Here is a 19,750-nt window from a genome sequence, read left to right on the forward strand (position 1 = left end):
GGAAATCAGTCGGCAGTTGGTGCTTGCGCCGGCTTGACAGCTTCTTCGTAAGAGACCGATTTATCGGTCACAGTCGCTTTCTGCAGAACAGTATCCACAACTTGTTCTTCCAGCACAACCGAACGGACTTCGTTCAGTTGCTGGTCGTTCTTGTAGTACCACGCCACGACTTGCTCAGGCTCCTGGTAGGCCGAAGCCATTTCCTGGATCAGCTCACGTACGCGGTCTTCGTCCGGCTTCAGCTCGTTCTGCTTGACCACTTCGGCGACGATCAGGCCCAGCACGACGCGACGCTTGGCTTGCTCTTCGAACAGCTCAGCCGGCAGTTGCTCTGGCTTGATGTTGCCACCGAACTGTTGAACGGCTTGAACGCGCAGGCGGTTCACTTCGTTTTCCAGCAGGGCCTTTGGTACTTCGATCGGGTTGGCAGCCAGCAGGCCGTCCATTACCTGATTCTTGACCTTGGTCTTGATCGCCTGACGCAGTTCACGCTCCATGTTCTTGCGAACTTCGGCGCGGAAACCATCGACACCGGCTTCCTTGATACCGAACTGGGCGAAGAACTCTTCGGTCAGCTCAGGCAGCTTGGGCTCGGAAACGCTGTTGACGGTAACGGTGAACTCGGCAGCCTTGTTGGCCAGGTCCAGGTTCTGGTAGTTCTCAGGGAAGGTCAGGTTCAGAACGCGCTCTTCACCGGCCTTGGCACCGACCAGACCTTCTTCGAAGCCTGGGATCATGCGACCGGAACCCAGCACCAGCTGAGTGCCCTTGGCCGAACCGCCGGCGAAGGCTTCGCCATCGATCTTGCCAACGAAATCAATGTTCAGTTGGTCTTCGTTCTGAGCAGCGCGCTCTGCCACTTCGTAACGGACGTTCTGCTTACGCAGTACTTCCAGCATGTTGTCCAGGTCGGCGTCAGCCACTTCGGCGCTCAGGCGCTCAACGGCGATCGACTCGAAACCGGCAACGGCGAACTCAGGGAATACTTCGAAGGTGGCAACGTATTCCAGGTCCTTGCCCTTTTCGAACACTTTTGGCTCGACGGCAGGGGCGCCAGCAGGGTTCAGCTTCTGCTCAACCACAGCTTCATAGAACGTGGCCTGGATCAGGTCGCCCAGGGCTTCCTGACGTGCTGCGTCTTCGTAACGCTGACGAATCACGCTCATAGGCACTTTGCCAGGACGGAAGCCTGGGACCTTGGCGCGACGGGCAGTCTGTTGCAGACGCTTGTTGACTTCGGTCTCGATGCGCTCGGCCGGAACGCCGATGGTCATGCGGCGCTCGAGAGCGGAAGTATTTTCAACAGAAACTTGCATGGATATTCCTCGTTGCACAGACGTTAGCCGGCGATACCCGACTCCAGAATCAAGGGCAAGCATTCTAGTAGCTCAAACACCAGAAGTCACCCCGTTCAAGACGACGGGAAACCACACCGGTCCTTTTATATGAAGGGGTATCGGCCAAAATGGCCAGACACCCGCAAACCAAGGCGCGCCGGGCACTACGAAACGGTGCTCGATTTTGCCCACACCCTCGGCAAATCTTTTCAAAACACTACACGACGCTCATCACGGCGCAGTTTCATCGAGCTCATTAAGCCCGCAGTACTCTTCCCAGCTCATGCCCAATGCCTCGGCCACTTCACGATGCACTTCCAGGCGCATGGCCTGCAGCTCCTCGGGAGATGCTGCAATCAGCTGCAGCGCCAGTTCCCAAGGCTGGAGCCCCTGCGTCTCGGCTTCATCTTCGAACGCCCACTGGATCTGTTGCGCCTGATCATGCTCGCTAAGCTGGGCAATTTCAGCCAGCAACTGCGGATTGGCCTCGGCGAAACGCTCCAGGGCAACCGCCTGGCGGAACTCTTTTGCGATCATATAGCTCTTCCTTCCTGCAGCCGACAGCTCGACCACTACCTCAACCGCCTGAAATCTATCAGCTTTCAGGCCATTGTCACCACCCGTGCGCACGCTGAATACCTTGACGCCACAGGTCTTTGCGACGCAGACGATCAGATAGTGCTCATCTGATCCAGATCAAACCCGGCCAGGCCTTTTGCGATTCAATTGAAACCTGAGCATCAAGACAGCCCCTCGCACACCAACCCCAGTGCCTGGCTCGCCCTCCATATTCCGGGCAAATCACCGCGCAAACAAAGACAACAACTGTCGAAAATCACTGCAAAGGAGATATGAAAATGGCTAACTCCGTAAAAAAAATGCCGGTCCAGCAAGAAGAAAAACCCGGCCAGCACTTGGCCACCTCAGATATGTGGCGCCCCTTCGAAAAACTCCGTCAGCAGGTTGATCACCTGTTCGAGGATTTCAACCGAGGCTCGCTTTCCACCCCATTCGGCCGAGGCCTGTTTGACGCCGAACCCTTCTGGCGCAGGGAACTGATCAGCCGCAATGTACCCGCCGTGGACATTTCCGATAAAGAAAAAAGCTACGAAATCACGGCCGAACTTCCCGGCATGGATGAAAAAAACATCGAGGTCAAACTGTCCAATGGCAGCCTGATCATCAAAGGCGAAAAGAAAGAAGACAAGGAAGAGAAAAGAAAGGGCTACTACCTCTCCGAGCGCCACTATGGCTCGTTTGAACGGGTATTCAACCTGCCCAAAGAGGTCGACGCCGACAAAATCGAAGCCAGCTTCAGTAAAGGCATATTGACCATATCGCTACCGAAAAAGCCTGAAGCCATCAAGCCAGAAAAGGTCGTGCCCATTAAAAGCAGCTGATGCTGCACCCTTGCCCCTTGTCGCGCCCACGGCAAGGGGCGTCTGGGAAAATGCCACAGACCCTAACAGGGCAACCACCTCGATTCTTGATGCGTCACCGACCGCTGCACCTCAGTACGCATCGGAGAGCAGCAATGGACAAATACCAGCACAGCCAGAAAGACAAGCTGTTCAAAACAGACAAAACAGATCCATACCTGGAAGCGCACCGACCTGGTGGCTCAGCGCAATGTCCGGAATGTGGCGCCAAATACCATGCAGGTCAGTGGTCATGGCATGCTGATGCGCCCCACGTTTCAGTCGAAAATTTTGTCTGCCCGGCCTGCAGGCGTATCGCCGATCGCGCAGTAGCGGGCCAAGTGCGGCTGGCAGGAGCATTTCTGCAAAAGCACCGCGAGGAACTTGTTCATCTTGTCCGCAATACAGAAGCAAGGGAAAAGGCCGAGCACGCCTTGGAACGACTGATTGATGTAACAGAGGATGGCGATGAGGTTCTGGTTACCACGACCGGCCTGCACCTGGCCAATCGCATCGGCCACGACCTGGAAGCTGCTTACGACGGAGACACCAGTTATCGCTACAGCGACAGCGAGTTCTACCTCAGCGTGGACTGGCGTCGAGACTGATTCGGCAAAGATCAAACCCAGAAGTAAAAATCAGCAGTCAGAAACGACAAAGGGCAGCCACATGGGCTGCCCTTTTTGCCTGTTCATTCCCAAAGTGTTCCCAAAACGCTCCCATTTGAAGGGAAATCTTGAAAAACGCCTTTAAAAACAAACGCTTAGATGGTGCGGACGAAGAGATCCGAATTTATCAAGAAATCACCAGCATTTACTGGTCGCACCATGGGTAGAAGGCAGTAGCTGTACTAGAAACTGTACTAAAAAATCACCGCTGGGGGTCTTAGGTGATCGCCACAGGCACAACTATATCAAGCTGCAACCGGTCGCACCGGACGATAAGCTGCATCAGGAAAATGATCGGCCCCCTCCGCCCAGGCACGTAACTGGATGCGATAGTCACGCCACTGGCGATCATTACCAGATAGCGCTGCAGGGTCACCGTCCTCGATGCGCAACAGCTGATCAGCAACCACCAGCAACTCAGCCGAACGCCAGGCCGTTTCAATCTCAACGGCAGCGCGGTAGGCAATCATTGGATCAATGGCCCATGTGCCGTCAGCCATGGCGACATACTCAGCAGCGCGATCATCCTCGGGACGAGCACCGACCATCAAAATATACCCACTAGGGCAATCACCGCCGACCTGCTGAAAGTTTTCACCGACCTTTGCATATACCGGAAAATTCATCCCTTAAGCCTCCATACCTGCGCCCTGCATGGCAGGGCTGTTTGGGTTGACGCCGGATAAGTCGGAGTCGTGATGAGCTGCCCGATAGGCGTGTTAATGAGAAGGCCGGCTGATCCTGTTCGAGCAACAATTTTATCTCTTCGACCAGCGGCCAGTACGCCATAGGAGGCCGTAGTGGTTCCAAACTCAGCAGGAGTACAGGTTTCCCATTCGCCGTTATACAAGAACTGCGGAACGCAAATTACCGGATGATCGCCAAACGGATTGGCCACCTCGTACCGAGAGTTAATTGCAACGTTTACCGGCGAACCCTCTGAACCACCATTGAAGTAGACGTAAGCAAACCCGGTTGCAGCATCCAGCGCGTTGAGCTGCGCCTGTTGGTTAGCGTAGCTGGTTGCCAATACGGCTGCATCGGCAAGCCCTGGGTTACTTACCGAACCGAACAGCACCACACCCCATACACCAACGCCGTGTGTTGGGAACGTCTCTGTACCAGTACGCGCTACCAAGGAGGCATTGAACGTAGCCAAATCTGCGTTAGCGTTAGATCCGCCTAATGTCCCCAAAGACACCGCAGACGGCCCACCTTTAGATTCAACGCTAAAGGCCCCGCTACCACTTAACAGGGCACCATTCCCCCCAACCGTGACGTAGCCACGTCCGAGCAATGTGCCGCTTATATTTTGAATCTGATCTTGACGCAGCGTGCCTGTAGCAAACCCAAGACTACCGTCGCCACGGAAGAACGCCGGTCCCAAAGACCCAGCCGACTTTCCGTTCCAGTCCGGCACACGGATCTGGTTTGCCACGCTGTCATAAGCCCAGCAGAGTCGCTTGGTTGGGTCAGATAGCCAGAGCGCTGGCGTGGTTACTGGAACGCTTGGTGTACCGCTTTGCAGATCAGCAACCGCAGCAGGATATTGCGCCAAGGCATTACTGATCAGTTGACCATCCGCCTTGATAACCCCGTTTGGCGAGCTGTTGCGGTTCGGCAACATGACTACCTCACCAAAGAATCGTCCCGCACGACCATCAACTGATGCCGCCGAGGCTGCTGCCGCTGCTGCCGAAGAACTTGCAGAGCTTTCTGAAGATGATGCAGCAATAGCAGAAGCGGCCGCTGCCTGGGCAGACTCGACAGCCAAAGCCGGTTGTTCTTCTATTTGTGCAAGCGTGAGATTAGACGTCACAGGGTCGCCAAAGGCGTCGAATGCCAACACCTTTGAGGCCCGCAAGCCCTTTACAGGCAATGGCGGAATGCCTTCAGGCTCAAGTGGGCTAACCGTGAAAGCCCGGCCGCTGTCCCGGTTGATCTGTTTGATGGCCAGCCAGAGCCGGTCTAGATCCCGGTTTACCGTTTCAGATAGAAGATCACCGTTGATCTGGTAATCGTTCAATCGCTGGAAGGGGATCATCTGCTGGAATAGCAGATCCCCAGTCGGCGGCGCCGTGAAAGTACAAGTGCTGGTCGGGTTTCCAATGTTGGTCAACGTGAAACCCGAGGTGACCAGAACACCATCCAGGGTGATCTGTAGATCGCTCGCATCCAGTAGCAGGAACGGGATGGTAAAAACGGTGGTCACGCCGTTGGCGGCGTAGCGCTTGTAGGTGACTCCGGGTTGAACTGACATGGTTGGCCCCTTTGAATCGCGGGCTCAGTAGTCGACCTGCACCTCGTGCACGCCCGCATTAGTGCGCCAATCGTCCCGCCGAGCCTCTGTCGGTTTCCCGACTATTCGGCCAATGCGTACGGGGGTCTGTGCAATGGCGCCAGATCCGGAATCGAGGTAATCGTCGTCCTGGTCGGTAAGCGCTGGGTTGAAGTCGCGCATCTGGTCCCACAGCGGGCCGCGCAGCACATCGACGTGCGCCCACAGGAAGCGCGCCGACAGCGGCGACTCGAGGGCATCGAGGATGCGTTTCTGTTTGTTGGTACTGCTGTGCTCCTCCCCTACCCCGCAGCCTGTGCCCCTGAGAGCCTGGCGCAGGATGGTCGGCACAAAGCCGCCCGGCCCGTTGGTCTCAACCACCACCCGGGTGATCTGGTACTTGATGACCAAGTCGCGGACCTGCTTTACCTGACCGCCGGTGATCTTCTCAGTGCGCTCGTCGAATTCGGCGATCTCGCCTTCCAGGCCTTTGCACACTTGCCAATAGAGTTGGCCACGGGCATCGGTCAGAATCAGCGAGAAGGCCGATGCGTCGGACTTGATCTTGCCTAGCGAGCAGTCCCAGTACGCTGCAGCGCCGACGATTTGCGTGCTGCCCAGATACATGGCGCAGGCGCCGTTGGCGTAGCGGATCTCCGGTTCCAGGTCATACGGGATCATCCGAGCCGGGTCGAGACGAACCTCGGTAACCGGCTTGCTGTGCAGCTGATACTGGCTGTCCCATTCGTTGATGGTCCGGGTTTCGCGGCGGCGCGTCTCCAGCGTGGCCATGTCGAACCGCTCAGGCCAAGCACTACCGGCATAGCAATCGACCAACGTGCAGGGTGGTGTAAAGAAGGCAATACCGGTTTTGGTTAATTGGTAGTCCTTGCCAACCACCAGTACCCGCGCGTGCTTGCCGATACCAGAGAACACCACTTCTGGCACAAATGGCACGTCGTAGGCGTTCTCCTTGGCGTCCTCTATCCGATGCTCCTGATCGAACATACGGATGGTCAGACAGTCGGCGCCCATGCTCTCGACCTCGTCATACAGACTGTCGTGCGTATGCGGGGTGCCGATGTACAGTTTGCTGCCGCCCGGTACCAGAATGTGCGTTTGCTCGCCCAGGCGGTACCGAAGCTTTTCCCGGGCCTCAGGCGTCTGAATGTTCCGTGGTACCTCAACGTCGTCGTTCTGGCACTCGTCGGCCCGTGCGGACGTGACGTTCGACAGGATGCCCTTGGCGAACATGCTGGCGTTCCGAAAGTCAGCCGCGCCGTCCACCCACCACTGCTCCACCGTGCCCTGGTTGGGTGGCAGAAGGTGGCGGGTCAATGGATGGTTCCGGATTACGTTTTGCGTGTCACGACTGGTCTTGTAGGCAGTCGGGTCTGACTCCGACTGGTGCAGGATTCGGAATGTGGGGTTCTTGTAGTACAGCCAGGCGTTATAGATAGCCAACAGGGTCGACTTACCGAAGCCCCGGAAACAACGCAAAACGGCCAGAGGCCCTTTAGCCTCCAGCCATATCAGTGCGCGAACGTGGATAACCGGCACATCCCACCGCATGCGCCGTGCCCACAGCATGAAGAAAACCAGTAGGCTGACTTTCTTCTCGGGCTCAGTGGACATTACCGCTTCGCTGCATCTTCTCGATTATCGCCTGGGCTTCGCGCTCAGCGGCCGCCAACTCGCCTTCCAGTTCGTCTACAGCATGGCCAGCGTCTGGCGCCGGCTTCTGCCGGTTCATCACGCCGGCGATGTTCACAACCTTCAGAAGCAGGGTCATGGTGGCGGCGGCGTTTTTCTTGCACCAGTACCGGTCGCCGCGCTCCTGCTGGGTGAGTTCAGCCGGGGGTTTCTCGGCTCCCGGCCAGTTATGCGGATCTACTTCGGTGATAACGACCTCGCCCAAGCGTTCGCTGAGCGCCTGCAGACGGGTGATTTGATCGTCACGCATATCAGCGCCCCCCTACAGCTGCGCCAAGGCTTGGGCCGCGATCTGGAGTTGCTTCGCCAGGCTCCCACCAGAACTGCTGGCCAAAGTCCTTGCGCGCGCGGCGGCGCATGTTGCGCAGATAGCCAGGGGAGAAATACTCCTGCAGCTGGTGAAAGATCATGTGGTCAGTTGCGGCCTTGGTGTACCAAAGGTTTGCCGCTGGTGTGTGGCTCTTCAGCAGACGGACCAGGTTGCCGCCAACCTTGTCGACGTCGCCTTCCGTGGCACTGCCTTTCAGGTTCGCGATGGAATCGATGTCACCAGCGATTGGCCCAAATATTGAAGCAACGAATGAGGTTCCCATCTGCGTCTGGTTGCTGAATAGGAAGTCGCCGTACAGGCCGAGCGAACCACCCTTCAGGAATGCGGCGGCACCGAAACGAAGGCCAGGCACCCCCAACACGCCGTCATCCAGCATATTCTTGGGGTCGCGCCCACTGGCAATTTCATTGAGCTGAATGGCCATACCGCCAAGTACCGTGGTACTGGCCATCAGCGCAGCCATGTACCCGGCCTTACCCCAGCCGGTTTCTTGGGCCATGGCGCGCTTGAAGTGGCGCATCATCATGGCAATAGAAAAGCTTTTGAACTGCCAGAACGAGCGCGTCATCTCGCCCTTGACCGTCCCACGCTGCACGCCGCCGTGCATGAACGCTTTTTCGCGTGCGCCCGGCTCGATGATGGCCATGTTGGTTTCGTCCAGCACGGTACCGAGCAACTTGGTGGCGGCCTGATCCTTGAGGCGCTGCGGTGTGGTCTTGAGCTGGCGTGCTAGTTGCACCAGGTCGGCGTCCGGTATGCGGTAGATACTGCCCGACGTCAGCACCGTGTCTCCTGAGCCACGCCAGTCCTCCGGCTGCGCAAGGCGCCAGACAGCCCAGTCAGTTTCAGTTACACCCTGACCAAGTAGCCGCTTGCTGTCGGCCGGGTCCATGCTGGCGATGGTTTGGAAACGGCGCGACATATCCCCTATCGTGTCCATCATCACGGCACCAAACGCACGCTGGGCGCCGGCAGTCATGGCGTTCATGCCTGAGACCTGCATCACCTTGCTGGCAGCGGTCTGTGAGAACTTGGCTACTCGGCCCGATATCTGCTCAGTGGTCCCAAGGCCGTCAGCCCCCCAGCGGTTCAGGCTGCCGATCATCTGATTCAGGCCAAGACCTGCACGCTGCGCCAGTCGCCGATCGGTAGCGTCAGCCGGATTGAGCATGCGTAGCTCGTTCTCGAACACCTTCATCACCGGCATACCGTTCATGGATGCAGTGAGGCCCAGCGTTCCCTGGTCGGTAACACTGGTGATGACCGCCGAACCCAATCGGCTGGCAACGTTAAGGGCGCGGTAGGTATCGAAGCCGTTGGCAATGGCTGCCGACGCTGGCGGTTCGCGGGTGCCAGCCACTTCCTCATATAGGTATTCAATCTTCTTGCGCTGCTTGGCGGTTGACGTTGCATCCTTCGGCCGCATCTCGTCGGTAGCCTTCTGGCCAGCATCGAGGAAGTAGCGCATCTGGTTGTTTGGGTTCGGGCCTAGGGCTTCGACCAGGGAGATATCGCGGGCGGCGCGATCAATGTGGCCGATCAGAAGTTCCAAGAGGTTCTTGTCGCCATAGGCCTGCTGTGCGGCGATGAAGCTTTCAGCGTCCTTATAGTGGATCTGCCGCGACTCGCTGCCACGGTTGGCGCGCATGCCATTACCGGCGACGTTGCCGGGCTCCATCTTGTTGGTACCACCGGTGGCCAGCGTCTGCCAGGCATGATTCAAGAACTCTGTCAGCTGCTGGTCATTCATGGGCGTGCCGTCTTCATTCATGTACTTGGCACGGTTCGCCCATTTGAGGTGGTCACCCACCCACTTGGCCTGATCCTTAGATACCTTGATTTGCGAATGGTCACGCGGCATCGCCCAGTCATCCAGCTGGCCAACATCGCCACCTGAGCGGTTGAAACGCTGGCGCAGTTGCTCTGCAGTGTCGGCAAACTGCTTGGCCGCAACCTTGGCAGCAGCATTGCCAGAATCTTGCCCGTGCAGCTCGCGCACCAAGGCAAGGTTGCCGGCCTCGTCCTGGAACAGGCCCATGAACTTGCCTTTGGTCACATCGATGACATCAAGCATGTTGCTCAATGCGTCGTCACGGATTGCGCGTGTGGCTGACTCAATGGACTGGATACCACTCTTGCCGTCGCTGGAGAACGCCAACAACCGGTCGAGCCCTTCTAGCGGCTGGCCAGGGAAGCGCTTCATATAGCTCTCGATGCGATCGTGAGCCAGGATCGTCAGTGCAACGCGCTTCTTCTTGAGGTCGGCTTCGGCCACCAGATCCTTGGCGGATTTGGTGGCGGCTTCGTTCAGGCGGTCAGCGGCTGTCTTGGACTGCCAGGCCGGATCGGTATGCGACAGTTGTTTCATGTTCCGGCGAACGCGGTTTTCGATGCCTTGTATTTCAGCTTGGGTAAGGGATCGACCAATCGCCTGAGTGACGGCCTGGATACATTCGGGGCGCATGGGCTTGCTCCTTGGGGGATGGGAGCAAGCCTATGGAGGTGAGGCAGTCGGTTTCCCGACTATTTGAAGTGCATCACCAAACGCCTATCCACACCCCAAAGCCATGCACGATAGCTACCGGGAAAAAGATAGCGCCGGCGATAAGGAAGCCCCATTTCTCATCGGTGAAACACACAAAAAGATGCGTGAACCACGCACCTGTAGCAGCCAGGAACAACAACGTAATCGCGGCGCTAGAAAGTTTTTCCATCATTGGTGGGTCTCCTTCTTATTGCAGAGCATTCGAGATCAGTGCGCGTTATACATTATTGGCAGCGTCTCTGCCGCTACATTCCCCGCTGCAAAAAACAAGCTGCCGCAGCAGCAAAGCCTTTGCTGTCTTGCTGGGCGGCCTGAATATCAGCATCAGCCTGGGCCAGCAGTTCACGCGCGGAAATCGTCACCGGCTTGCCGTCAGCATCCGTCGCTCCCGTGGCCAAGTGCATATCGTCCATGCGTGCCAGCACCTCATTAGCTAGTTGGATGGTGGGATCGGTATCGATCTGGCTAGGGCCAGCAAGGTCTGTTGCATCTTTTGCCGGTTGCGATGCAGTTTCAGCGCCGGGTGTTGCGGGTTTCGCCTGATTTGATGCAGGTTTCGCCTCTGGCGTTGCAGGCTGTTGCGCAGGTGTTGCAGTCTTCGATGCACCAATATCCAGAGCCTTGGCCTGCAGCACTGGCTGAGCCCGATCCTGATCGGCAATGATTCTGGCCATCTCCTGTCGGGCAACCTGGGCGATGCTCAAACGGTTGCCTTCAGCCACAGCACCAGCCAGCGGCTTCTGTTCAACACCCTTGGTGATGGCGTCCGCCCGCCGCTCTATGCGCGGCTGCATACGCTGAGGGATCTCCCCACGGGCCAGCGCTGCAAGATCAGCACGGGCAAGCTCTGCGGTTCGGTTGCCGTCAAGGGAGTCAGTCAGCGCTGTGATACGGTCGGAAAGCTCTAGGCGCTCAGCTTCGATAGTCTGACGGGCTGATGCCTCTGCCAACTTGCGGCCCTGCCCTTGGGCCTGAAATTCTTTCGCCCGCTCTCGGAAAGTAGCGTCCAAACCATCCAGTGAACGCTGCACGCTCGCTAACTCAGTGCGGATATCTGCCACGTTCGGCAACATACCGGCAGCTTCCTGCTCGAGCTCGATGCGCAAGGTTGGTTCCAGGTCCTGGCGGGCGGTGAACAGCGCCTGCTCACGGGTAGGCGCCACCGGCCTTGGCTGATCGGTACCCCGCAGGAACTCAGCGGCGTGGATGCTATCGGGCAACACCACTGGTTCGCCGCGGCTGATCTGACTGATAGCAGTGCGTAGCGCTTCTTGGTGAGCGACGGCCGACCGGGGATTGATCGGCGCACCTGGTGCAGTGTCGACGTCAAAGTGCTGAGTGGTGCGCTCGGCCAAGGCCGCATCAACCTGCTCGGTGGTAGGCCTGCGCATGCCGGCCCTGCCGATGCCGAAGAACGCAGCCCCCAGAATGGCATCGGTAGCCATCGCTGTGCCGTCCATCATCCGATACTGGGCAGCCTGGGCGGTGTACCCACCATCCTCCAGAACTTTGGCGGTAAGCCCGCGCCCTGTCATACCCAAGCCAACGTTCGCTCCCACAGCAATTGCAGCATCACCGAGAACAGGGCCAACGAACCGCGCCGCCGGCAAGATTGCACCAATGCCCACGGTGCCGGCATCTATCAGCCCCTTGAGCGTTGCGGTGTTCTCATCGATGCCTTCGGTCATAGCCACCTGCTTACCGCTGTAACCTGCAGGTCCACCAGCAGCCACTGCACCGCCAACCGGCCCCGCCAATACAGTGCCGACCACGGTGCGCGGCAGCACAGCGGCAGCCTCGCCCAGGATCTGACCTACAACACCGACTTCAGCAGGATCAGGGCGCAGCTCCATCACTTCTTGGGCTGTGCCTTTCCCCAGCGTTTCCTGGCTCGATCGCTCGGCGCTGGTGACGTCCGGGGTACCGCCGAACTTCGGCTCGGGCAGCAACACGCTGGCGGCCGCATCCAAGCCAGTCTGCCAGAGCGAGCTGAAACCGGACTCGACCGACGAGCTTGCCTCAAGCCCACCACGCAATAAGCCAGGGCCGATAACGTCAAGAGCGCCCGTAAAGGCGCCTGGCTCAAGTCGTTCGGTAGTTCTATCCAGGCGCTGCTCTTGGCTCGCTACCTCACCCTCGTCGACCATTCCATCAAGCCAGCTCACTTAGCTACCCCCACGTTAACGATCATCGGTTCATTGGTCTTCGGGTCTACCTGAATACGACCCGCGTTCAGCAGGTAGTAAGCCCCCTCCTTGCCCGGTACCGGCGACATAGGCATGTCCTCCAGCTGGCCGATGGGGAACTCGGTACGCTTGGCCAGGCCTTCCAGTTCGATGTCCACGATCTTGCCGAAGTTGCTGTCGGACATGCCGTAGGGCTTCACGACCTTGGCGCCAGCACGCTCTGCAATGCCACCAGTGATCATGTCGACAGCAGCCTGGGCCGTCTTGCTATCGAGGTCATCTCCCGCTTCATAGCTCAAGCCCTTCGACGTAGCGGTACCCACGTACAGCGCTTTGAAGCCTTGGTAGGCTTGCTCACGTTGCGGGGTACCTGGTTGTAGTGAGTTGCCAACGTGCTCGTCGAATGCGGCACGGAGCATGTCTTCCTTGGGCTGAGGCGTGGACTTATCCGCCAGAACCTTCTGACCGAGTAGCAGCATCTTGGGCACGTCGGTACCGTCGGTGCCTTTGAGCCCACGAAACTGCGCCATGCCGGCCAGAACGGTGACTGGTTGATCTGCGGCCAGCGACTTGGCTGTTGCAGCAAAGTCGGCGCCTGTAGGGGCTGCTTTGGCCAAGGCACCAAAGATCTGCAGCTTGGTGTTGTCGTCGGCCTGGAGCAGAGCAGCTTTCAGCATAGTCTGCTCGCCCTCCTTCAACGGTACTCTGGCAACCTCTGGGCCATAGGCCTTACGCATTGCGTTAACAGTGTCGTAGCGCCCGCCCAACTGCTCGACTAAGCGCTGCTGACCTTCTGGCGTGCTGATACCGCTGATATCCAGCGGCTCGACGTCGGTACCGGTACGCATGGAGTTGAAGGTCAATGGATCTTCCTTCATCAGCTTGACGTTGCTTTCTATAGCGGACTGCAAGCGGTTGAGGTTAGTAACCTGGGCAACACTCCCGCCGTTGATAGCAAGTTGCTGGCGCTGTTTATCCAGGTACTGTTGCTGCTCCAGGATCGGCAGGCGTAAAACCTGCTGTACCTGGTTCATCTCCGCAATGCGGGTGTTGTACTCGCCAGCAGCCGAGGTACCAGATAGGCCAGCCTGCCAGCGCTGCTGCTCTGCTGGCGAAGGTGGAATGCCCGTGGCGGCCTGCCGATCCATCTGGGTCAGGATGCGCTCTGCCTTCATTTCACGCATTTCAGCCTGGCGCTGGTTGTGTTCCTTCACCTGGTAGATGCGACCGGTAACAGTGTTCAGCAACTGGTTGCGTTTCTCAGGATCAAGCTTCTTGGCGTAGAACCCATCTTCGGCGGTCAGGTCGTGCTCGATCTGCTGCAGGTTGCCGAGCCCATCACGTGCAGCAACCACCCGCTGGGTGGCATGAGTAGTCCAATTGGAGTCCTTGAACTCCTGTTTCTTTGCGGTCCACATTTCGCCATAGGCCAGACGCCCAGCGATGTCGATGTCTTCGGCATCCATGCAGGCGTTGATCTGATCTATGTTCGCGCCGGGCATGGCTGCATCCTTGCCCAACATGTCCATGCGTACAGCCAAATCGCCCTTGGCAGCATCGGTACGGGCCGAAATGGCGACCTTACGGATGTTGTCCAGGCCACTTAACTGGAAACGCTTGGCAGAAATCCCAAGCCCCTCTTGCTCTGCCTCGTCCAGGCCTGGACTGGTGATAGGGTCAAGCTTGGAAACAGCCCCCGTATAGGCCTCTTCAAGTTTGTCGTAGGTGATTTTCCCCAGCCTAACCTGCTCAGCCAGATCGGTGGTGATGGTTGAGATTTGGGTTTCACGCTCGAGCAGAGCGTTGTTCGCCTTCACTCTGGCAAGGGCTTTGTTCTCCCGGGTCTGCTGATCCATCACAGTCAGTGCAACGTTCTGGACTGCATTACCGGCCTGCTGGAGGCCTCGACCCTGACCGCTGGAATCGCCGGTTATCACCCTGTTCTGCTGAGCCTCAGGGAGTACACGGGAAATACCTGGCCCCGTTGGAATCCTCATCAACCATTCCCTCCTACACCAGCAGCCTTACCGTTGCTGCCTGCAGAGGCCTTCCAGTTGGAATAGCCCATGAACCCCTGCGCAGCACCACCAAGGACCGTGCCTGCCGCCTGCATGTTGGCCGAAGACTGTGCCTGCCGCCCCGCCAACGATATGTTGCTGGCATCGACATAGCCTCGCTTTCGCTGGTTTTCGCCGTTGAAGATCGTCATTGCGGCATCTTCTTCCGCGTTTTTGTAGATATCTTCATTGATGTTCACGGCGGTACCGGCACCAACTTCAACACCAGAAGCCGCAAGTGCGGCATTAGCCTCACCTGCTTGGATGCGCGCCATTTTCCTGATGCGGTCGGCCTGCACCACAGCAGCGCTGGCTGCGTTGTCTGCATCGATTTGGGCCTGATCTGATTGAGCATCGGCGGTTAGCTTGGCCTGCCTGCCTTGCTGGACCGATGAGTAAGCCGACATTGCTGTACCTGCTACCAGCGCAGTGACCAGAGCAACTTCAACACCCATGGTTAGATCTCCATCTTGAAAAGTGGGCCAGCTTCACGAAAGCCAAGGTGGCGATACAGTCGCGCCGTACCTTCGACGTTCATGGCAGTGGTGATGCCCATATGAATCTGCTTGGCGCCCTTGATCCTGGCCCACTCCTTGAAGGTTAGGATCAGGCGGGATGCAAGGATCCCTTGTCGCCGCCCTGGTTCGATAAACACGGAATAGTCGTAGGCAATCAGGTCATTGCTGAACCACTGCTCAGCAACTGCACCGGCGAAACCGCCAACAACCTTGCCGTCAACTTCAGCAGCGAACACAACGCCTAAACCGTCGATCAGGGCACGGAGGTGCTTTTCGACCTTCTCGGCGGAATAGCCCGCCTCGGAATAGCAGCTGGTTTCGTGCAACAGGGTGCCAAGCTCAACCAAGCGTGGAACATCATCATGGGTTGCGGGCCGAATCATTGGGCACCTCAGTCGTTGATTGTGATTTTCTTGATGACGCAGAGCAGGTGGAACGGCAGCGGCTGGTCTTGGACAATTTCGACCGAGGCCTTACCGCGCTCCCAGCCCAGGTTCTCCAGTCGATGATCTCCGGTGAACAATGGCGCCGGCTTGTCCAAGACACCGACACCAAGGTTGCGAAATGCGATGGTTTGGCCGTTTACCTTGCAGCCGGTGGTTTCCAGAAACCGCAAAGTGATCTCACCCACGCGCATGCTGTTGCCCTGGGCGCTGCCGGTGCCGCCCTGAACCTCAGGCGTCAGCGTTTTGATGCGGGTCGTGAACGGCAAACCCGCCTGGATGTTGAAGGCCACTCGCGGGAGAGTGATCTGGCCGCCAGTGACGACCTGCTGTTGCATGACAACGCCGTCTGCGACGATGTCGAGGGTCTTGCCTTCCAGATGACTCAGGCCAGACCAGACCGCCTTTCCGGCTTCGCTGGTGCCGAAGATGCCGCAATCAACCTGACAGCCATCTGTGAAGCGCTCGATGTAGCGTACGTTCTGGCCGTTGATGGTACGGCGCACAACCGCGAACACTTGGTCACCGTCTTCGGTAGGAATCGAAGCAACCGACTCGAAAGCACCATCAGTGATCTGGCGGGCCCAGCCGACCACATCCTGGTCACGGTCGACTGTCATGGTCGCCATCACACCGTCAGCGCGGGCCATGAACAGAATCGACTCCTGCTCTTGCTGATAAGCCATCGAGACGATGCCCGACTTCGTAGCGTGCTCGGACAGCACGGACATATCCGGCGAGCCATACGCGTCGGAATCGTACTTGTAGGCCATAGCCCGCAGCTTGCGATTGGAGCGCTGGACGAAATACAGCTCGTTGCCGATCCGAACAGGCCGCACCTTGTTGCAACCGTACACCGACTGGTTTTTTACCTGGATGTTGGTCGGTGTGATGGGCTTTTCGACACCACCGGTCAAACTGAACTCACCGCCGTAGGTAAGCGCGATCAAGACCTTGACCTGAGCCAAGTGGGAGACTGGGTTGATTTGGTCGGAAGCGACAGTGAACGACATTGCATCGTCGTCCTTGGTGCCCAGCTCGAAATTCAGGTACTCGCCGGTACGGCTGAGCCATACGGTTTGGGGGTAGTTCGGCGATCCCGCGCAGGCCAGGCGCTGCTCGTACAACGTACCGGTAGCCGGGTACCCATTCACCGCATCCCAAACCGGCGATTCGAGCGACCAGGCGTTAGCCGTAGACGCAACTGCAGACGTGAGCGCAGCTTTGATGATGCCTTTGACGATTGTTGAGCTTGTGTACGCAGTTATCTGGACAAGCCCCTCATTGATCTTGACGTACTTGCCCACATCCGTAGGACGCCAGCCTGCGGCACTGAGAGTCAAGGTGATGGCCTTACCCACAGGATCTTTTGCGCTTGGCGTATTGCTGGTCTGTGGCGACAAGCTCAACTCCCAGTTGGCAATCGCAGTGCCCGCGAACGCAACGACCACCTCAACGGTGGCCACGGTGGCGCTGGTGACTGTGGTCACCTCGGCAATGCCTCCGCCAGCGGCAATCTGCCGACCAACATCAGACGCCAGGAAGGCGCTGGCCGAAGAAGTGAACGTGCGCCCTGTACCTACAGTGGCATCAGAAATGGTCGCGGACGTGCTGAACTTAATGCCGGCCTCAGCAAACGGTGTCGTAACGAACGGTGCCGGGGCCAACGTCCATGCGGTATTGGTGACCCGACGTAGGCGATGGATTGGCACCATGGGGTGGAACAGAAACATGGTGTCAGCGCCCTGCACGTATTCCAGCTGAGCAAGCATGTCCTGTGTGTATGGGCTGACCAGTTCAAGCGGAACGCCTGGAGCGCTCTCGATTGGGTCGCCATTAGGGTAGAAAAGTCGCACGTACAGGTCACCGAACTCGACCATGTAGGCCTGCTCGGTGTTGAATACGTAAGGGATCAGGATTGCCTTTTTGTCGTGGAACTTGGCCGCAGCGCAATGCAGCGTGCCATATCGGCGCATCGCCCCACCGTGCACAACTGGCCACGCATTCTCCATGGTCATGGCGCCGTTCTGGTACCGAGCAATATCGACACGGCCATACATCCGCGGGGAAATCTCACCAGCGGTGAAATTGGTCTGGATCAGTGTGAACCTGGCCATCAGCGCCATGCCCCAAGTCGAGCAGCCAAGAGGCGTTCATCGCCCAACGTCTGGGGTGGGTCTTCCTGGCCATCCACTGCCTTGGCAACTTTCAGCGCCCGCTCCAGTTTCATCTCGCGGGAGTCACGCTCCGATGTCGACTGCGTTATCGGATAGGCCAAAACAGCGGCCATAGCGATGGTCATCAGATCAATCAGGTGTGAGTCCCAAGAGCTCTCCACTTCATTGCGGAAGACATAGCGCAGCTCCAGCACGGTTGTATCGGCCTGGATGGATCGACCTTCCACCAAGTAATCGATCTGCATCCCACCGGTACCGACCTCAAGCACGCGCAGGCAGTCGGCGGGCAGCTCAAAGGCATGGGAGTAGCCAAATGCTGGAGCAACTGCGTCAGGCGCCAGCACGATGCGCTTGATACAGCAGTTCCAAGGATGGGCACGCAGCATGGTGTCGCGCTGCGAGGGATAGAGGTTTGCGCAGAGCTTCGCCCGGTCCAGGTTCACCTGGTCGGCAAAGTCGTTGATGGTCTGAGCACCGAGCATCAACAGCGCGTTGGAGCAAATTGAAACGCCGGTAGCCATCGTCATACTTTGTGTCTCCGGATAAAAAGACCGGGGCACAAGGCCCCGGAAAGGTGGTTCGCCATCCGTGGCAGCGCGGTTAGTTCTGGCCGGCGTACTGCGCTACCAAGGTGATGACCTGGCCAGCCTGAAGGGCTGCACCAGCCACAGTGGAAAGCAGCTCACTTTGATCGGTAGGCAAGCCCTGCTGAGCAACGCTGACCTCAAACAATGCACCGTTAGCAAACTGGGCCTCGGCCACAGCGTTACCAGCAGCAGCCACTGAGGTGGCAGCCAGATAGCGAGCCTGCGACACCGGATCGCCCAGGTTGAGGGTGGAAGACGCGGCACCGGCTGAGAAATACAGCTTGGTACCGGGCATGAGGCGTGCACCGAACGGCAGAAAGCCCCACGAGATCTTGTCGCCGATTGCCAGGCCACCAGCCGGAACGGTGAAGGTACTGACCAGAATCTGGATATCGGCGCCCTGCAGGTTCGGTTTCACCAGTTGCTGAGGAAGCGCAGCACGGGCGGCGGCGACGGATGCGTTTGCGGTTGCCATGGTTTGGCTCCTAAATCTGGGAAGAGGTAAAGGCCAAAGCCGCTTACGCGGCCTCGGTTACTGCGATTTCCACGACCTTTTCTTCCTCGACCCGAACGGCGCCGATGGACATCTTGGCGTAGATGCGGACGTTGAAGCCCTTGCCCGGGTCTTCACCCACCTTGGTGGTGATGTCCGCCCCTTTGCCCAGGGTTACGCCGGACTTTGCCCAGGCGTACAAGCGTCGGGTTGCGCCGTCGTAAGGGGTGCGCTCGCTGGGAATCCAGTTGAAGCCCATCCATTTACCTTCAACGTCGCCGTCCTCGAGGAATCGACCGGCCAAGTAGTCGGCGCTGGTCAGCGTCGGGTCAGCCAGGATGTCAGCAGCTGCCTGGGCGCTGTAGCTGATGAACAACTCTTCGCCGGCATGCTTGTCGGCCTCGTTCTTCCGGAACATCTTGCGGGCTTGAATGATCTTGGCTTTGGTCAAGCCAGTACCGCCCACCGCGATCTTCTGGGTTGCCGGAAGGATGATGTTGCCGGAGGCTGAGCGAGAGTTACCGCCCATCGAGGCGATGATGACGTCATCTTTCGCACGGTTCAGCGAAGCAATCATTGCCTTGACGTATTCGGACGTCGGGTCAACCAGCATGCGGATCTTGTCCTGGTCATCGATCATGTCACCGTCATCCCAGTCGAACAGGTCGACAAAGCGGGTGCTGTGTGGTTGATCGTTGATTGGGGTGTCAGCGTGGCGCTGGGTGCGGCGGTTCGCGGTGCGCTGGCCCAGGCGGTTAACCGACTTGGACATCCCGACGATGTTCGGCTCGATGGTTACATGCGGCTCGAAGCGCGATTGCATCTGCTGAGCCAGGTGGCGGAAGTTGTCAGCGAACTGCTGAACAAACGCCTCGGTGATTTGCTGTGACATACGATGCACTCCAATGCAGATAGTTGGGTTGCCTGCAGGGTGTCCACCGCTTGGGTGGGCCTGAATTCCTGGCGTGCATCGGCATTGCTTCGCCTGGGGCTTGCCGG

18 protein-coding genes are annotated in these 19,750 nt (G+C 58.1%); 2 read left to right on the top strand and 16 right to left on the bottom strand.

Features of this window, described 5'->3' with window-relative positions; genetic code table 11:
* Nucleotides 1-5: 5 nt before the first annotated feature.
* Both tig and CS390_RS16120 read right to left on the bottom strand, forming a co-directional pair.
* Nucleotides 6-1,316 carry a trigger factor gene (gene tig, locus CS390_RS16115; protein ID WP_065761176.1) on the bottom strand — a complete coding sequence of 437 codons (1,311 nt, stop codon included), beginning with the start codon at nt 1,314-1,316 and terminating at the stop codon, nt 6-8.
* Nucleotides 1,317-1,568: 252 nt separating this feature from the next.
* Nucleotides 1,569-1,874 (bottom strand): DUF6388 family protein, encoded by a 306-nt coding sequence (locus CS390_RS16120; protein ID WP_099775325.1) that lies wholly within the window; start codon nt 1,872-1,874, stop codon nt 1,569-1,571.
* Between the two features lie 320 nt (nt 1,875-2,194).
* Here CS390_RS16120 and CS390_RS16125 point away from each other — a divergent pair, with 320 nt between their 5' ends.
* Nucleotides 2,195-2,737 (top strand): Hsp20/alpha crystallin family protein, encoded by a 543-nt coding sequence (locus tag CS390_RS16125; protein WP_065760262.1) that lies wholly within the window; start codon nt 2,195-2,197, stop codon nt 2,735-2,737.
* Between the two features lie 134 nt (nt 2,738-2,871).
* Entirely contained in the window at nt 2,872-3,363 is a 492-nt protein-coding gene (locus CS390_RS16130) for a BCAM0308 family protein (RefSeq protein ID WP_099775326.1), read from the top strand.
* A 305-nt stretch (nt 3,364-3,668) separates the two neighbouring features.
* On the opposite strand, the gene CS390_RS16135 is transcribed toward CS390_RS16130, so the two are convergent.
* The 14 genes from CS390_RS16135 to CS390_RS16200 form a co-directional block, all read right to left on the bottom strand.
* Nucleotides 3,669-4,049, bottom strand: coding sequence for a hypothetical protein (locus tag CS390_RS16135; protein ID WP_099775327.1), 381 nt, complete (start codon nt 4,047-4,049; stop codon nt 3,669-3,671).
* Nucleotides 4,046-5,683, bottom strand: a complete 1,638-nt coding sequence (locus CS390_RS16140; RefSeq protein WP_099775328.1) for a hypothetical protein — start codon at nt 5,681-5,683, stop codon at nt 4,046-4,048. The genes CS390_RS16135 and CS390_RS16140 overlap by 4 nt, the downstream gene beginning before the upstream one ends.
* A 24-nt stretch (nt 5,684-5,707) precedes the next feature.
* Nucleotides 5,708-7,336: a phage terminase large subunit gene (gene terL, locus CS390_RS16145; protein ID WP_099775329.1), complete on the bottom strand. Its 1,629-nt coding sequence runs from the start codon at nt 7,334-7,336 to the stop codon at nt 5,708-5,710.
* Entirely contained in the window at nt 7,326-7,664 is a 339-nt protein-coding gene (locus tag CS390_RS16150; protein WP_065760230.1) for a hypothetical protein, read from the bottom strand. Before CS390_RS16150 ends, terL begins: the two co-directional genes overlap by 11 nt.
* Before the next feature lies 1 nt (nt 7,665).
* Nucleotides 7,666-10,209: a hypothetical protein gene (locus CS390_RS16155; RefSeq protein WP_099775330.1), complete on the bottom strand. Its 2,544-nt coding sequence runs from the start codon at nt 10,207-10,209 to the stop codon at nt 7,666-7,668.
* A 73-nt stretch (nt 10,210-10,282) separates the two neighbouring features.
* A complete protein-coding gene (locus tag CS390_RS16160; protein ID WP_157767149.1) occupies nt 10,283-10,462 on the bottom strand; it encodes a hypothetical protein in 180 nt (59 codons plus the stop codon).
* 73 nt (nt 10,463-10,535) lie between these two features.
* Nucleotides 10,536-12,455, bottom strand: coding sequence for a hypothetical protein (locus tag CS390_RS16165; RefSeq protein WP_157767150.1), 1,920 nt, complete (start codon nt 12,453-12,455; stop codon nt 10,536-10,538).
* Complete coding sequence (locus CS390_RS16170; protein WP_157767151.1) at nt 12,452-14,473, bottom strand: hypothetical protein; 2,022 nt, start codon at nt 14,471-14,473, stop codon at nt 12,452-12,454. The genes CS390_RS16165 and CS390_RS16170 overlap by 4 nt, the downstream gene beginning before the upstream one ends.
* Nucleotides 14,473-14,988, bottom strand: a complete 516-nt coding sequence (locus CS390_RS16175; protein WP_099775333.1) for a hypothetical protein — start codon at nt 14,986-14,988, stop codon at nt 14,473-14,475. Before CS390_RS16175 ends, CS390_RS16170 begins: the two co-directional genes overlap by 1 nt.
* A gap of 2 nt (nt 14,989-14,990) precedes the next feature.
* Complete coding sequence (locus CS390_RS16180; protein WP_065760235.1) at nt 14,991-15,434, bottom strand: GNAT family N-acetyltransferase; 444 nt, start codon at nt 15,432-15,434, stop codon at nt 14,991-14,993.
* An 8-nt stretch (nt 15,435-15,442) separates the two neighbouring features.
* A complete protein-coding gene (locus tag CS390_RS16185; protein ID WP_099776733.1) occupies nt 15,443-17,611 on the bottom strand; it encodes a hypothetical protein in 2,169 nt (722 codons plus the stop codon).
* On the bottom strand, nt 17,611-18,198 hold the full coding sequence (locus tag CS390_RS16190) for a hypothetical protein (protein WP_256587506.1): 588 nt from the start codon (nt 18,196-18,198) through the stop codon (nt 17,611-17,613). The genes CS390_RS16185 and CS390_RS16190 overlap by 1 nt, the downstream gene beginning before the upstream one ends.
* Nucleotides 18,199-18,271: 73 nt before the next feature.
* Nucleotides 18,272-18,733, bottom strand: coding sequence for a hypothetical protein (locus tag CS390_RS16195; protein WP_099775334.1), 462 nt, complete (start codon nt 18,731-18,733; stop codon nt 18,272-18,274).
* A 43-nt stretch (nt 18,734-18,776) separates the two neighbouring features.
* Entirely contained in the window at nt 18,777-19,643 is an 867-nt protein-coding gene (locus CS390_RS16200; RefSeq protein ID WP_256587507.1) for a phage capsid protein, read from the bottom strand.
* Nucleotides 19,644-19,750: the final 107 nt, after the last annotated feature.

It is taken from the genome of Pseudomonas sp. HLS-6 (assembly GCF_002753995.1).
Taxonomy (GTDB): Bacteria; Pseudomonadota; Gammaproteobacteria; order Pseudomonadales; family Pseudomonadaceae; genus Aquipseudomonas; species Aquipseudomonas defluvii.

Bases quoted from the DNA above. Each gene is read 5' to 3' on its own strand.
- CS390_RS16190 (WP_256587506.1), bottom strand. From the start codon at position 18,198: ATGACGATGGCTACCGGCGTTTCAATTTGCTCCAACGCGCTGTTGATG.
- CS390_RS16130 (WP_099775326.1), top strand. From the start codon at position 2,872: ATGGACAAATACCAGCACAGCCAGAAAGACAAGCTGTTCAAAACAGAC.
- tig (WP_065761176.1), bottom strand. From the start codon at position 1,316: ATGCAAGTTTCTGTTGAAAATACTTCCGCTCTCGAGCGCCGCATGACC.
- CS390_RS16150 (WP_065760230.1), bottom strand. From the start codon at position 7,664: ATGCGTGACGATCAAATCACCCGTCTGCAGGCGCTCAGCGAACGCTTG.
- CS390_RS16120 (WP_099775325.1), bottom strand. From the start codon at position 1,874: ATGATCGCAAAAGAGTTCCGCCAGGCGGTTGCCCTGGAGCGTTTCGCC.
- CS390_RS16170 (WP_157767151.1), bottom strand. From the start codon at position 14,473: ATGAGGATTCCAACGGGGCCAGGTATTTCCCGTGTACTCCCTGAGGCT.
- CS390_RS16125 (WP_065760262.1), top strand. From the start codon at position 2,195: ATGGCTAACTCCGTAAAAAAAATGCCGGTCCAGCAAGAAGAAAAACCC.
- CS390_RS16195 (WP_099775334.1), bottom strand. From the start codon at position 18,733: ATGGCAACCGCAAACGCATCCGTCGCCGCCGCCCGTGCTGCGCTTCCT.
- terL (WP_099775329.1), bottom strand. From the start codon at position 7,336: ATGTCCACTGAGCCCGAGAAGAAAGTCAGCCTACTGGTTTTCTTCATG.
- CS390_RS16175 (WP_099775333.1), bottom strand. From the start codon at position 14,988: ATGGGTGTTGAAGTTGCTCTGGTCACTGCGCTGGTAGCAGGTACAGCA.
- CS390_RS16155 (WP_099775330.1), bottom strand. From the start codon at position 10,209: ATGCGCCCCGAATGTATCCAGGCCGTCACTCAGGCGATTGGTCGATCC.
- CS390_RS16160 (WP_157767149.1), bottom strand. From the start codon at position 10,462: ATGATGGAAAAACTTTCTAGCGCCGCGATTACGTTGTTGTTCCTGGCT.
- CS390_RS16140 (WP_099775328.1), bottom strand. From the start codon at position 5,683: ATGTCAGTTCAACCCGGAGTCACCTACAAGCGCTACGCCGCCAACGGC.
- CS390_RS16135 (WP_099775327.1), bottom strand. From the start codon at position 4,049: ATGAATTTTCCGGTATATGCAAAGGTCGGTGAAAACTTTCAGCAGGTC.
- CS390_RS16200 (WP_256587507.1), bottom strand. From the start codon at position 19,643: ATGTCACAGCAAATCACCGAGGCGTTTGTTCAGCAGTTCGCTGACAAC.
- CS390_RS16180 (WP_065760235.1), bottom strand. From the start codon at position 15,434: ATGATTCGGCCCGCAACCCATGATGATGTTCCACGCTTGGTTGAGCTT.
- CS390_RS16185 (WP_099776733.1), bottom strand. From the start codon at position 17,611: ATGGCCAGGTTCACACTGATCCAGACCAATTTCACCGCTGGTGAGATT.